Annotated in this window: 13 protein-coding genes; 6 read left to right on the top strand and 7 right to left on the bottom strand. The window is 37.2% G+C overall.

Features of this window, described 5'->3' with window-relative positions; genetic code table 11:
* Nucleotides 1-8: 8 nt before the first annotated feature.
* Both B176_RS0112360 and B176_RS0112355 read left to right on the top strand, forming a co-directional pair.
* Nucleotides 9-956: a D-2-hydroxyacid dehydrogenase gene (locus B176_RS0112360; protein ID WP_026063309.1), complete on the top strand. Its 948-nt coding sequence runs from the start codon at nt 9-11 to the stop codon at nt 954-956.
* Between the two features lie 145 nt (nt 957-1101).
* Complete coding sequence (locus tag B176_RS0112355; RefSeq protein ID WP_017259130.1) at nt 1102-2121, top strand: quinone-dependent dihydroorotate dehydrogenase; 1020 nt, start codon at nt 1102-1104, stop codon at nt 2119-2121.
* 252 nt (nt 2122-2373) lie between these two features.
* On the opposite strand, the gene B176_RS0112350 is transcribed toward B176_RS0112355, so the two are convergent.
* The 4 genes from B176_RS0112350 to B176_RS0112335 form a co-directional block, all read right to left on the bottom strand.
* Nucleotides 2374-3648 (bottom strand): adenylosuccinate synthase, encoded by a 1275-nt coding sequence (locus B176_RS0112350; RefSeq protein ID WP_017259129.1) that lies wholly within the window; start codon nt 3646-3648, stop codon nt 2374-2376.
* 33 nt (nt 3649-3681) lie between these two features.
* A complete protein-coding gene (locus tag B176_RS0112345; RefSeq protein ID WP_017259128.1) occupies nt 3682-4158 on the bottom strand; it encodes a Fur family transcriptional regulator in 477 nt (158 codons plus the stop codon).
* 153 nt (nt 4159-4311) lie between these two features.
* Nucleotides 4312-5790 carry a sulfatase gene (locus tag B176_RS0112340; RefSeq protein ID WP_017259127.1) on the bottom strand — a complete coding sequence of 493 codons (1479 nt, stop codon included), beginning with the start codon at nt 5788-5790 and terminating at the stop codon, nt 4312-4314.
* Between the two features lie 32 nt (nt 5791-5822).
* Nucleotides 5823-8054 (bottom strand): RelA/SpoT family protein, encoded by a 2232-nt coding sequence (locus B176_RS0112335; RefSeq protein WP_017259126.1) that lies wholly within the window; start codon nt 8052-8054, stop codon nt 5823-5825.
* Between the two features lie 103 nt (nt 8055-8157).
* Between B176_RS0112335 and B176_RS0112330 the strand changes: the two genes are divergently transcribed.
* The 3 genes from B176_RS0112330 to bshB1 all read left to right on the top strand — a co-directional run bounded on the left by B176_RS0112330 (nt 8158) and on the right by bshB1 (nt 10077).
* Nucleotides 8158-8760 carry a DUF4294 domain-containing protein gene (locus B176_RS0112330; protein WP_017259125.1) on the top strand — a complete coding sequence of 201 codons (603 nt, stop codon included), beginning with the start codon at nt 8158-8160 and terminating at the stop codon, nt 8758-8760.
* Between the two features lie 12 nt (nt 8761-8772).
* On the top strand, nt 8773-9279 hold the full coding sequence (locus B176_RS0112325) for a glutathione peroxidase (protein ID WP_017259124.1): 507 nt from the start codon (nt 8773-8775) through the stop codon (nt 9277-9279).
* Nucleotides 9280-9354: 75 nt separating this feature from the next.
* A complete protein-coding gene (bshB1, locus tag B176_RS0112320; protein WP_017259123.1) occupies nt 9355-10077 on the top strand; it encodes a bacillithiol biosynthesis deacetylase BshB1 in 723 nt (240 codons plus the stop codon).
* Nucleotides 10078-10227: 150 nt separating this feature from the next.
* Here bshB1 and coaD read toward each other — a convergent pair whose 3' ends face one another.
* The 3 genes from coaD to B176_RS0112305 are packed head-to-tail and all read right to left on the bottom strand — an operon-like array spanning nt 10228 to nt 12069.
* Nucleotides 10228-10701: a pantetheine-phosphate adenylyltransferase gene (gene coaD, locus B176_RS0112315; RefSeq protein WP_017259122.1), complete on the bottom strand. Its 474-nt coding sequence runs from the start codon at nt 10699-10701 to the stop codon at nt 10228-10230.
* Between the two features lie 28 nt (nt 10702-10729).
* A complete protein-coding gene (locus B176_RS0112310) occupies nt 10730-11263 on the bottom strand; it encodes an RsmD family RNA methyltransferase (RefSeq protein ID WP_017259121.1) in 534 nt (177 codons plus the stop codon).
* Nucleotides 11251-12069 carry a DUF3822 family protein gene (locus tag B176_RS0112305; protein WP_017259120.1) on the bottom strand — a complete coding sequence of 273 codons (819 nt, stop codon included), beginning with the start codon at nt 12067-12069 and terminating at the stop codon, nt 11251-11253. Before B176_RS0112305 ends, B176_RS0112310 begins: the two co-directional genes overlap by 13 nt.
* 59 nt (nt 12070-12128) lie before the next feature.
* On the opposite strand from B176_RS0112305, the gene B176_RS0112300 reads away from it, so the two are divergent.
* Nucleotides 12129-13526 carry an ATP-dependent DNA helicase gene (locus B176_RS0112300; protein WP_017259119.1) on the top strand — a complete coding sequence of 466 codons (1398 nt, stop codon included), beginning with the start codon at nt 12129-12131 and terminating at the stop codon, nt 13524-13526.
* The last annotated feature ends 48 nt before the right edge of the window (nt 13527-13574 follow it).

Raw genomic sequence — 13574 nt, 5'->3', positions numbered from 1 at the left:
ATAAATTAATGAGAATTTTAGCAAACGACGGAATTGATCCAATAGGAAAAAAACTATTAGAAGACGCCGGAATTGAGGTTGATACAAATAATATTCCACAAGAAGAGTTGGCTGCGAAGCTAAACGCTTACGATGGGATTACAGTTAGAAGTGCTACCAAAGTTAGACAAGAGTTAATTGATGCTTGCCCAAACTTAAAGGTGATTGGTAGAGGTGGTGTTGGTATGGATAATATCGATGTGGCTTACGCAAAAAGTAAGGGAATTGCAGTTGAAAACACACCTGCAGCATCTTCACAATCTGTTGCTGAGTTGGTTTTTACTCATCTTTTTAACGGCGTACGTTTTGTTTACGATGCAAATCGTAAAATGCCTGTTGAAGGAGCTACTAACTTTAACGGCTTAAAGAAAGCTTACGCAAAAGGTGTAGAGCTTAAGGGTAAAAAATTAGGTATTATTGGTTTTGGACGTATTGGTAAAGAAACTGCAAAACTTGCTTTAGGTGCAGGTATGGATGTTTTGGCTTTCGATTTATACGATATTCCAGCAACTTTACAATTGGAACTTTCTGGTGGTACTAAAGTAGATGTGCCAGTAAAAAAAGTAAGTTTAGATACACTTTTAGCTGAAGCTGATTTTATTTCTCTTCACATTCCATTTACAGAAAAGCCAGTTTTAGGTAAAGAGGAATTTGAAAAAGTAAAACCAGGAGTAGGTATTGTAAACTGCTCTAGAGGGGGTACAATAGATGAGCAAGCTTTAATTGAAGCGTTAGATAGCGGTAAAGTTTCTTTTGCTGGTTTGGATGTTTTTGATAACGAGCCAACGCCATTAGTTGCTTTATTACAACACCCTAAAGTTTCGTTAACTCCGCACATAGGAGCAGCAACTAATGAGGCACAAGAAAGAATTGGTGTGGAGTTGGCGAATTTGCTAATTGGACATTTAAAAGGATAATAAAAGATTTAATTTTATTTGACTTGATTTAATAAATATTAGAAAACCTCAAAGCTAAGCTTTGAGGTTTTTTTTATGGGAAAATTTTGATCTACAAAAACGGATTAATTTGAAAAGCTATCCGCTTTAATATTAAATTTGCAACATGTATAAACTAGTTAAGCCTCTGTTTTTTCAGTTCGACCCCGAACAAATTCACTATACCGTTACCGATTCTTTAAAAATTGCTCAAAAGGTGTGGGGATTGCCTCGTTTGCTCAAAAGTCTTTTCGTTTTTGAGGATAAAAAATTAGAGCGTAATGTTTTTGGTTTAAATTTTAAAAACCCAGTTGGTTTAGCTGCTGGTTTTGATAAAAATGGAGAATTTATAGAGGAATTGGCAAACTTTGGCTTCGGTTTTATTGAAGTTGGTACCGTAACGCCTTTGCCACAACCTGGCAATGATAAACCACGGATGTTCCGCTTACCTGCTGATGAAGCTTTGATCAATAGGATGGGCTTCAATAACAAAGGTGTAGAAGTTTTAGCCCGCAAATTACAATCGGTAAAAAGAGATGGGTTAATTATTGGTGGCAACATCGGTAAAAATAAAAACACACCAAATGAAGACGCAGTAAGTGATTACATCAAGTGTTTTGATGCGCTATTTGATGTGGTTGATTATTTCGTTGTAAATGTAAGTTCGCCAAATACGCCAGGTTTAAGAGCATTGCAAGAAAAAGAACCGTTAAAGCATATTCTTAATACCTTACAACAAAGAAATAAGAAGAACGATATCTCTAGGCCAATACTACTGAAAATTGCACCTGATTTAACAGATGATCAGCTCGACGATATTGTAGAAATTGTTCAGGAAACAAAAATTGCAGGCGTAATTGCTAGTAATACCACCATTTCTAGAGATAATTTACAATCGTCTGAAAAACTAAAAGGTGAAGCAGGAGGGTTAAGCGGTAAACCATTAACTAAACGCTCAACAGAAGTAATTAGGTACTTGTCTGAAAAATCGAACAAGTCATTTCCTATTATTGGGGTAGGCGGCATTCACAGCGGAAAAGATGCTAAAGAAAAGTTAGAAGCCGGTGCTTCTTTAGTTCAGATTTATACTGGATTTATTTACGAAGGTCCGGGTTTGGTAAAACAGATTTTGAAGGAATTGGTTTAAAGTTTAATTCTACATTTCATGTGATGTTTCAGTTTTGCAATGAGGTGACTTATGTGTGAGACCTCTCGTGTCCTCGAGGTGACGAACGGGAAGTTGTATAGTGAATATAAAAAATCCCTTCATGTCGACGGTATGAGACAGCACACTAACAAGTTAAGGTCTTAAAGTAATGTTTAGGGAAAACCTGACTAAAACAAAAAAAAGCGTTCCAATTATCTCAGAACGCTTTCGAAAATATCAGTTTAAAAGAAATTATCCTAAAATCAAGGTCTGCACCCGGTCTGGCCCAACAGAAAGATACTTGATAGGCACTTCCAATTGTTTTTCTAAATAATCAATGTACGCCTGTAACTTTGTTGGGATTTCGTTTGGCTCTCTAATTCCTGTTAAATCTTCTTTCCAGCCGTCAATTTCTTCCCAAATTGGCTCTGGTTTAATGCTGCAGATATCGTAAGGCATGTAATCAATCACTTCGCCATTATAGTTATAATGGGTACAAGCGTATATTTTCTCAAAACCACTTAAAACATCAGCTTTTGTCATTACCAATTGAGTAACACCGTTAAGCATAATCGCGTATTTTAAAGCTGGTAAATCAATCCATCCACATCTTCTTGGTCTGCCAGTGGTAGCACCAAATTCATGACCAACTTTTCTTAATTCTTCTCCAACTTCATCCTCTAACTCAGTAGGGAACGGACCACCGCCAACACGGGTACAATAAGCTTTAAAAATACCAACTACCTCACCAATTTTGTTTGGTGCAATACCTAAACCAGTACAAGCACCAGCGGTTGTGGTATTTGACGAAGTTACAAAAGGATAAGAACCAAAATCAATATCTAACATGGTTCCTTGAGCACCTTCTGCAAGTACAGTTTTGCCTTCTTTTAAGTATTGAGCAACTAAATGCTCGCTATCAACATGAGGGAATTTTTTTAATAATTCAATGGCATCAAAGAAAGCTGCTTCTCTTTCAGAGAAATCTTCCACATCACCATAGTTTCCTAAAATAGAACGGTGTTTTTCCACCAGCTTATCATATTTAGCCTTAAAATCCGGAAGGTAAATATCGCCTACTCTTAAACCGTTACGGCCAGTTTTGTCCATATAAGTTGGACCGATGCCTTTAAGCGTAGAACCAATTTTACTGTCGCCCATTTTCTTTTCAGAAGAAGCATCCAGTAATTGGTGCGTTGGTAAAATCAAATGCGCTTTACGGGCAATCATTAAATTTTTCTTCGCTAATAAATCAACTCCTGCATCTTTCAATTTGTCAATTTCCTTTTTCAGGATAATTGGATCAATCACAACTCCATTACCAATTAAATTCATGGTATTGGCTTCAAAAATTCCTGATGGAATGGTGTTTAGAACAAACTTTTTTCCGTCAAACTCCAGGGTGTGCCCAGCATTTGGTCCGCCTTGGAAGCGAGCAATTAAATCATATTTGGGAGCTAAAACATCAACAATTTTGCCTTTTCCTTCGTCGCCCCATTGAAGGCCTAATAAAACATCAACAGCCATTATTTATTGGTCAGATATGTAAGTGTAAGTGAATTAATTTTTATTTTCTTTTGATTCGCAATAGCCATCCTGTAAACGAGTACAGTTTCCGTAAAGGTTAAGCGAGTGGTGTTGGATGTTAAACTTTAACAAATCACCCATCATAGATTGTATTTGCTGAACGCGTGGGTCACAAAATTCTACCACTGTTCCACAATCTAAGCAAATGATATGATCATGTTGTTTAAATCCATAAGATTTTTCAAACTGCGCCATGTTTTTTCCAAACTGGTGTTTGGTAACCAAGTCGCATGATAATAGCAGTTCTAAAGTGTTGTACACGGTAGCTCTACTTACCCTGTACTTTTTGTTTTTCATTTGGATGTAAAGTGATTCTACATCAAAATGATCTGTTCTAGAGTAAATTTCTTCGAGTATAGCGAAACGTTCAGGTGTTTTTCTGAGGTTTTTATTTTCAAGATAGCTCTCGAAAATCTTTTTTACCATATCAATGGTTTCTTGTACGCTCATAGTGAATATTAAAAGCCAAAGTTATCAAAATTTATAATATAGCTAAATGATATTTGGCTTTTTAAGGTCAAATTTTGTGTTACCGTTTTATCATACAAAATTATTTGCTATTCAACCCAATTTTAGTGTATGTTACCTACAAGATAAAATACCTTATTTAGGTGTTTTTACCTCGTAATTTTTTCTCAGCTTCAATCTATTAACTAATAGAATTTTTAATTCTTTGGTTATATTTTGATTTTCCTTGGCAATGTTAAGCGATTCCCGCTCTGCGGTTGTTTCATCATACAGTTCTTCATCTCCGTTATTATGTAGTGTGAATCTATATTTTGGTGTACGAACCGTACTTGCATTGCCAGTATAGGCATAAGCAAAATGACCTTCAATATTAGGATTAACTAACATGTTTTTAAACGATTGGCCCTGCAAAAAGGCAGGTTTTGTGATATTTGTGAGTTCACAAAGTGTGGGAAAAATGTCTATCGTCTCTATAATTCCGTTTGCTGCTTTCCCAGGAGCCGGCATTGAAGGGTATTTTACAATCAGTGGAGAACGTAAAGCTTCCTCGTAAAGATTATGTTTGCCCCAAATCTGATGCTCGCCAAGGTTCCAGCCATGATCGCCCCATAAAACAACGATTGTGTTTTTATCAGCTCCGGTATCTTTTAGTTTTTTTAAAATTAGACCAACCTGAGCATCTGCATAGCTCACACAGGCGGCGTAATGCTTTCGCACCTCTGTAGCAAAGGCGGTATCTATATTTGGATTTTTGCCCCAGCGGTTATAATTCATGAACTCGGCAGAATTAAACCAGGTGCTTGGTCCTTTGGGTTTCTGTGGAGAAAATATTGGAGGTAAATTTACATTTCGATATAAATCGTAATACTTTTTTGGCGCACCAAAAGGCAAATGTGGTTTCAATAATCCAACTACTAAAAAAAAAGGTTTGCTTTTGTCGTTGGCAAGCATTTCAAGTTGCTTAATCCCTTCTTTGGCAATTAAATCGTCGGGGTAACTATCATTAGGGCTTTCTGCACTTTGGAAAACCGCCATGTCCGATTGTTTTACACGGATTTCTCCATTCGCTAAACCATGCATAGCACCTCTAGGATGTTCCCATTCTCCTACAGGCATGATGTTTCTATCCCAGGCATTTGGCATTTCAATGATATTTGGATCGTTCCAATCGTCACCGCCCAAGCCACCAGGGTGATGAGAGACCTTTCCAACAGAAACCGTTGTATACCCATTGTTTCGAAACCACTCTGGTAGGGTTGGATTTACATTTTTTGGAAAAGTTTTGAGGTAGTTTGCCCGTTCAAACAAAGCCTCATTTCCATAAGGGCCATAAACACCTGTTAACATCGCAGCTCTAGAAGGTCCGCAACTTGGAGCATTTACGTAATGCCTAAAGAACGGGCGACCAGTGGCCGCAAGTTTGTCAATGTTTGGCGACTTGATGTAGGAAATCCCAAAAGACTTTAGCTCCGGTCTTAAATCGTCCACACAAATAAATAAAATGTTTTTCGGCTTTTTACTTTGCGCTTTTATAGGTAAAATGCCGATCAATAGTAAAGGAACTATCAAAAAACAATTAAAAAGAATAAGTGCCGATTTCTTGATTTTATCCATTTTTTTTAAAATACTATTAAATCAGTGATTGGTTAATTCTTTAGCAACGGCATTTCATTTTCCGAATCAAACCGTGTAACCTCAGAAATGCCTTTCACTTCTTTGATTTTTTTGATCAGATTTTCCAGATGCTCTGTATTGTTTACGTAAATCATAATTTTACCTTTAAAAATCCCTTGGTCCGTTTCCATAGTGATAGAACGCATGTTGACTTTAAAGTCGTTTGATATTACTTGGGTTAGGTTATTGATCAGGCCAACTTCATCAATTCCAGTAATTTGGAGCCCTGTTAAAAACGCCAACTGCTTCTGGCTGGTCCATTTAGCTTTTAAAATTCGATAACCAAAACTCGACATTAACTTTGTAGCATTTGGGCAGTTGGTACGGTGAATTTTAATCCCATCAGAAACGGTCACAAATCCAAAAACATCATCTCCAGGAATTGGGTTACAACAGTTAGAGAGTTTGTAATCTATCTTTTGTAGATCGTCGCCAATTAAAAGTATATCGTTATCCTTCGTTTTTACCTGCGTTATAATTTTTTGAATATTATCCGAATCGTTTTCACTGGTTGTTTTATGTTCAATTACTTTTTCAGATGCAGCAAACTCTTTTAAATCTTTAAGGTCAATTAATCCTTTTGCAACATTGTAAAAAACATCTTGTGACGATGGTAATTTAAAATAGTAGCTGAGTTTTAATATATTATCAGTGTTGTAGGTTATTTTGAGCGATTTTAACTTACGCTCTAAAATCTCTTTGCCATCCTCAGCAATTTTCCTTTTTTCTTCTTTTAATGAAGATTTGATTTTTGCTTTTGCCTTTGCGGTAACCACAAAATTCAGCCAATCTTCCTTCGGGGTTTGTTTGCCAGACGTAATTACCTCTACCTGGTCGCCGTTCTGCAGTTTAAAAGAAAGCGGTACTAGTTTGTGGTTTACTTTTGCTCCAATACATTTTGCACCCACATCCGAGTGAATTTCAAAAGCAAAATCGAGCGCCGTTGCATCCAAAGGCAATTGCAATAAATCTCCTTTAGGGGTAAAAATGAAAATCTCATCAGAGAATAAATTCATTTTAAAATCATCCAAAAAGTCCAGCGCATTTGATTCGGGGTTGGCTAACAGCTCACGTACTTTGTTTACCCATTGGTCTAAACCGCTATCACTAGAAGATTCTTTATATTTCCAGTGTGCAGCAAAACCTTTTTCAGCAATCTCATTCATCCGCTCGGTACGGATTTGTACTTCCACCCATTGTCCTTTCGGGCCCATTACGGTGGTGTGTAAAGATTCGTAACCATTTGCCTTAGGCGAAGAAATCCAGTCTCGCAAACGGTCTGGATTAGGACGGTACAGATCCGTAACAATAGAATAGGCCTTCCACGAATCAGATTTCTCATGTTCCGGAGTACTATCCAAGATGATTCTAATCGCAAAAAGATCATAAACCTCTTCAAAAGGAATCCCTTTTTTCTTCATCTTATTCCAAATGGAATGGATGGATTTCGGCCTGCCTACAACATTGGCTACCAAGCCAACTTCTTCTAGAATTTCATCAATAGGGCCAATAAACTCTTTAACAAAAGCTTCTCTCTCTGCTTTTTTCTCATTTAGTTTTTTTGCAATGAATTTGTAGGTTTCAGGCTCTACATATTTCATAGACAGATCTTCCAATTCAGATTTTATCGTATATAAACCCAAGCGATGCGCTAATGGAGCATATAAATAGGCAGTTTCCGAACAAATCTTTAGCTGTTTATCACGAGGCATAAAATCCATCGTACGCATGTTATGCAACCTGTCGGCGAGTTTAATCAGAATTACCCTTACATCATCTGCAAGGGTGAGCAACATTTTTCTAAAATTCTCTGCCTGTATGGAGCTGTTGGCATCAAAAACACCAGATATTTTGGTTAAGCCATCAATGATTTTTGTTACTTTTTTACCAAACTCACGCTCAATATCCTCCAAAGTGATATCGGTATCTTCCACAACATCATGCAACAAGGCGCAAACAATAGATGTAGTGCCAAGTCCAATTTCTTCCGCTGCAATCTGTGCAACAGCAATTGGATGATAGATATAAGGTTCTCCAGATTTGCGACGCATGTCTTTATGGCTTTCTACAGCCATATCAAACGCCATTCTGATCATCTTTTTATCACCTTTTTGGAGCGTAGGTTTACATGCTCGTAGTAGTTTTCTGTACCGCTTTAAGATCTCAGATTTCTCTGCTTCAATATCTATCGTATAATCCTTCATTAAGATTGGAATCGCTTTGTTTTTATTTTGTTAAAATAACGAATTTAGGGTTACTTATTGCTTTTTTAGTAATAAATAAGCAATAAATTTGTAACTTAAAATTATGAAAAACAAAGTGCTATTTACTTTTGGCTTCTTGTTTTTGATGGCTTCATTTAGCATGGCGCAGGATTTGGGTATTAAGGGGGTAAATGATACCATTAGGGTTTCTGCATTAAATGTAGAGGGCGAAATGGTGCCTTGGATTGTGCTTAACGAAGTGGTTATTAAAGATTACCGTCGTTTTGCATCTAAAGAGGCTTATGATAACTATCGTAGGCTACGTTACAACGTTATAAAAGTACTGCCTTACGCTAGGTTTGCGGGCCAAAGATACCGGCAGCTGGAACGTGATTTGGCAACAACTACTGATAAACGAAAACAAAAAGAGTACGTTAAGAGTTGTGATAAGGAGATAAAAGATTTGTTTAATAAGGAGGTTAAAAACCTCACCATCTCGCAAGGAGAGATATTGATAAAACTGATTGATAGGGAAACGGGCAACAGTAGTTACGATTTAGTGAAAGATTTGAAAGGAAATGTATCTGCTTTTGTAATGCAATCTGTTGCAAGAGTTTTTGGCCACAACCTTAGAAATAAGTACGATGTAGATCAGGAAAGGGATATCGAATCGATTATTAGGTCTACTGGTTATTACAATTATTAGTGATTTTTTATAATGGAGAAACCCAATATTTACCAGTTTAGCGTAGAGAATGTAAAAGGGGAGACGGTAAGTCTTGAGAAATATAAAGGCAAGGTTTTATTGATTGTAAATACCGCGTCTGAATGTGGTTTTACCCCCCAATTAGCACTTTTAGAAGAGTTAAGGACGAATTTCGAAACGACAGATTTTGAGATTTTGGCTTTCCCTAGCAATGATTTTGGTCAGCAAGAACCGTTGAACGACGAAGGTATTGGTAAATTCTGTACTGTTAATTACGACACACATTTTACGATATTCAAAAAAACTAAGATTAGGGGCGAGGATGCACATCCACTTTTTAGTTTTTTGGCTGATAAAAATTTGAATGGAAACTTTAATTCGGCGCCACGATGGAATTTCCACAAATACCTAATCAATACCAAGGGCGAATTGGTAGATTTCTTTTATTCTTTTACAAAACCCAACTCAGCAAGGGTTAAAAAGAAAATTCAGAAGCTTTTAACACCAACAACAAGCTAAAGGCTGTGAATTTTAATATCATTTATTTTGTGGGCCTTCTAAAGCTTAAGATCTACGACGCATTAATTTGAAATTATGAAATTGGATTTATTGTTTATCGTTGCCCATCCGGATGATGTGGAGTTAGGTGCAGCAGGCACAATCTTGAAACATAAAAAAGAGGGTAAATCTGTAGGAATTATCGATTTAACCCGTGGTGAACTAGGTACACGTGGAACGCCAGAAACCCGTAAACAAGAGGCCAGCGATGCTTCAAAGATTTTAGGGCTTGATGTTCGAGAAAATTTAGGCATTAGAGACGGCTTTTTTAAAAACGATGGGGAGCATCAGCTTAAGGTTATTGCTGCCATACGTAAATACCAGCCAGAGATTATCATTACCAATGCCTATCATGATCGGCATCCCGACCACGGCAGGGCTTGTGATTTAGTAAACGACTCCTGCTTTTTAGCAGGTTTAAGAAAAGTTGAAACCCAGGAGAACGGTGAAACTCAGAAACCACATCGTCCAAGGTTATTGTTGCATTTGATTCAGGATACTTATATAAAACCAGATATTGTGATTGATGTATCTGAGTTTATGGATCAGAAACTGGAAGCAATACGGGCTTATAAAACCCAGTTTTTTGTAGACGGCGTAAGTTTGGATGAACCACAGACTTATATTTCTAACCCAGCTTTTATGGATTTAATTATTGGAAGAACCAGGGAATTTGGTCGTTCGATAAATGTTGACCACGCCGAAGGGTTTTTGTCTAAGAAGATTTTAGGAGTAGATAGCTTGTTTGATTTGAAGTAACTAGCCATATTTGGTGCTGTTTTTTTAGCCGTTATCTCCTTTCGGCAATGTCACCTCAACTATAGGGGAGGTTTGCAAGTTACTTAGCTTAGTTTAACCTTCGCAATACACTAACTTTCTCCTCATACCTCGTCTAAATGACGGTGTTAATTACCCTAAGCCCTTCAAAAAAGGAATTGCGGCACTCGGTACAAACTGAGCAACATCGCCACCATAACGTAAAACATCCCTAACAATGGTAGAACTGATGGATGAATAACCCGGTTTACTCACAATAAAAATGGATTCCACTTCGGGGATTAAAGAATGGTTCATTTGAGCAATCGCTTTTTCGTATTCAAAATCGGATACGGTTCTAATTCCCCTAATCATATGCGAAGCACCAATTTCTTTTGCGAAGTTCACGGTTAAACCTTCGTAGCTTACGATTTCTACTTTTGGCTCATCAATAAATACAGCTTTAATCATGGCCAGCCTTTGCTCCACACTTAATAAAGACTGTTTAGTGCTGTTGGTACCTACACCAATGTATATTTTATCAAAAAGAGATAAAGATCTTTTTAAAATATCTACGTGTGCTTTGGTAATAGGGTCAAAAGAACCAGGGAAAAGTGCAATTTTCATAAGCTTTGATTTGAACTAAAAATAGGGTTTAATTTCTAAAGAAGCTAAAAGCCGAATAACCGTATTTTCTTTTTTCGTTGAATTTTGGATGTGCAGATAAATCCTGCATACTTTGGTGCTCTATAACAAGCAAACCGTTTTCTGTTAACAGGTTTCTATCAAATATAAGTGCTGGGATTTCTGGAATGCGATTTAAATCGAATGGTGGGTCGGCAAAAATCAAATCGAATTGATCCGTCTCCTGGTTTAAAAATTTAAAAACATCTGCTTTTATTGCCTTAATCTGGTTTAGGTTTTGCTCTTTGCTGGTGTTTTTTAGGTAATTATAACAGCCGAAATTTTGATCAACCGAGGTGATTTCCAAAGCATCGCGAGAAGCAAACTCTAAACTGATGTTTCCCGTTCCGCTAAACAAATCGAGCACCTTTAGCTCGGTAATCTCCAATTGGTTTCCCAAAATATTAAATAAAGCTTCCTTCGCCATGTCTGTTGTGGGTCTAACCGGAAGGTTTTTTGGTGGATTAAACCTAATCCCTTTTAATCGGCCACCTACAATTCGCATAAACCTAAGGCTAACAGAGAGAAAAATCTGGGCATTACCGGTTTTTCCAAACCATGATAAAATAGCGGTAAGCTATCTTGATCTGTCATTTCTGTATGTGGGAAATGTTTCAGAAGTTGCTTAAAAATCTCGTCTTCGGTTTCTACCGAACCACTTAATTTAAGCGTAGCACTCGCTGGTTTGATGTTGTTTTCTTGTGCAGCTAAAAGCACAAAGTATATGAGCTCGTCTTCGTTCTGAAACTCAAAAATATTATAGAACTGGAACTTATTGTGATTAAATATAATTACTTCTGCCAAGCCGTCTCTAAAATTGATAAAAAGCTGTGAAGTGCTGATCTGGCTAAAGCCGAAGCTTATCCCTTTAAAAAAAGGAGCCATCTGTGGGTAAATCTGCGCATTGGGGAAATAGCTTCCAATTTTATCCAACTGCAATTTTGGTAAAGCGTAAATCATGGTAATACCGGTGCCACTTAACTGCTGGGTAGATATTTCTTCATTTTCTGTTGCACCAATGTACTTAATGAAGTTTTCTGTAGCCGATTCGTGAAATAGCTGGGTAGGAACAAATGTGAATTTTTGGGTAGTCAGACTTATTTTTGTGTTTGCAAAGTTTGATTTCAGCAAACCATCATAAATACCGTTGTAAATGTTCGAGAGTTTGTTAGAAATGGCTTTAACCGACTGATTTTGAGGGTCAATTACTGCGTAGTTGTAATAATTAGAACCAATTTCTAAGTATAACTCGTATGATTTGGCCTGCGTTGCGTCAAAATCAGCAGCGGTTAATTGTATCTGTTCATTCATTCTAAACAAAAGTAAAAATTTATCTGTAAGACGATGCTTTTTTAGCGAAATTTGAAATAATGAGCATTGCCCACGATTTAACCAAAACTTTTCCGCACTTACCCAATCCACAACAATTATACTTGTTTGAGAAATTAGACCAGTTTTTGCAACTAAAGACTAATGATTCGTGTTTTGTTTTAAAAGGCTATGCCGGAACGGGTAAAACAACGGTAATTAGCACCTTAATAAAGCTTTTGCCTAAATATCAGATTAAAACCGTACTGTTAGCGCCAACCGGCCGAGCGGCAAAGGTGTTGAGTTTTTATTCTAAGAAAGAAGCCAGCACCATCCACCGCAAAATCTATCGTAAAAAGTCTGCTTTTGCGCCAGAAATGCACTTTAACCTGTCTCCAAATCTGCATAAAAACACATTGTTTATTATTGATGAAGCATCCATGATCTCGGATGATTTAACCGATTATAGCGGTAGCAGTTTGCTTAACGATGTGATTTCTTTTGTTTACAACAACCAAAACAACCGGATTATTTTTATTGGAGATACTGCACAGCTTCCGCCTGTAGGCTCTTCAGAAAGTCCAGCTTTGGCAAAAGGCTACCTCAGTAAGTTTAGTATTGAAGCTACGGAAGTTGAACTGACTGATGTGGTTAGACAGGAAAAGGAATCTGGAATTTTATACAATGCTACCGCTATTCGAGATTTGATTAGAACCGAAGAAGAGTCGTTCCCAACTTTGCAGACTTCGGGATTTAAGGATGTTTACCGAATGATGGGCGATAAAATTGTGGAAGGTTTAAATTACGCTTACGGTAAATACGAAATGGAGAACTGTTTGGTAATCTGTAGGTCTAATAAAAGCGCCAATATGTACAACCAGAATATCCGTAATCAAATTCTTTGGCGAGAGGATGAGCTAACGGGAGGAGATTTGGTGATGGTGGTGAAAAATAATTACTATTGGCTAGGAGAGGAGAAAGGCGGCTTTATAGCCAACGGGGATATTGGAGAGGTTACACGCGTTAAAAATATTCATGAGCAATATGGTTTTAGGTTTGCAGACGTACAGGTTTTGTTTGCAGATATTGATCAGGAACCGCTAAGCTGTAAAGTGATGTTGGATACCTTGTATGTAGAATCTCCAAACTTACCTTACGATAGGCAAAAAATCCTGTTTGAGGAACTGATGAAAGATTATGAGCATTTAGAAACCAAACGGGCTAAAATGGATGCTATCAAAAGCAATCCCTACTTTAATGCATTACAGATTAAGTTTGCTTATGCGGTAACTTGTCACAAAGCACAAGGTGGGCAGTGGGACGCTGTTTTTATAGATCAGGGCTTTTTAACGGAAGAAATGTTAAATATTGATTTATTGCGATGGCTTTATACCGCCACAACCCGAGCCACTAAAGAGCTTTTTTATGTGAATTTTAATGAACTGTTTTTTCCGGGGTAGGTTTTTTTAGTTTGTTAGGTGGTTAGATTGTCAGGTTTTGAGATGAAG

The sequence above is a fragment of the Pedobacter arcticus A12 genome (genome assembly GCF_000302595.1).
In the GTDB taxonomy this organism is placed as follows: Bacteria; Bacteroidota; Bacteroidia; order Sphingobacteriales; family Sphingobacteriaceae; genus Pseudopedobacter; species Pseudopedobacter arcticus.
Note: the sequence above shows the minus strand (reverse complement) of the source record. Positions and strands in the feature narration are given on the sequence as shown.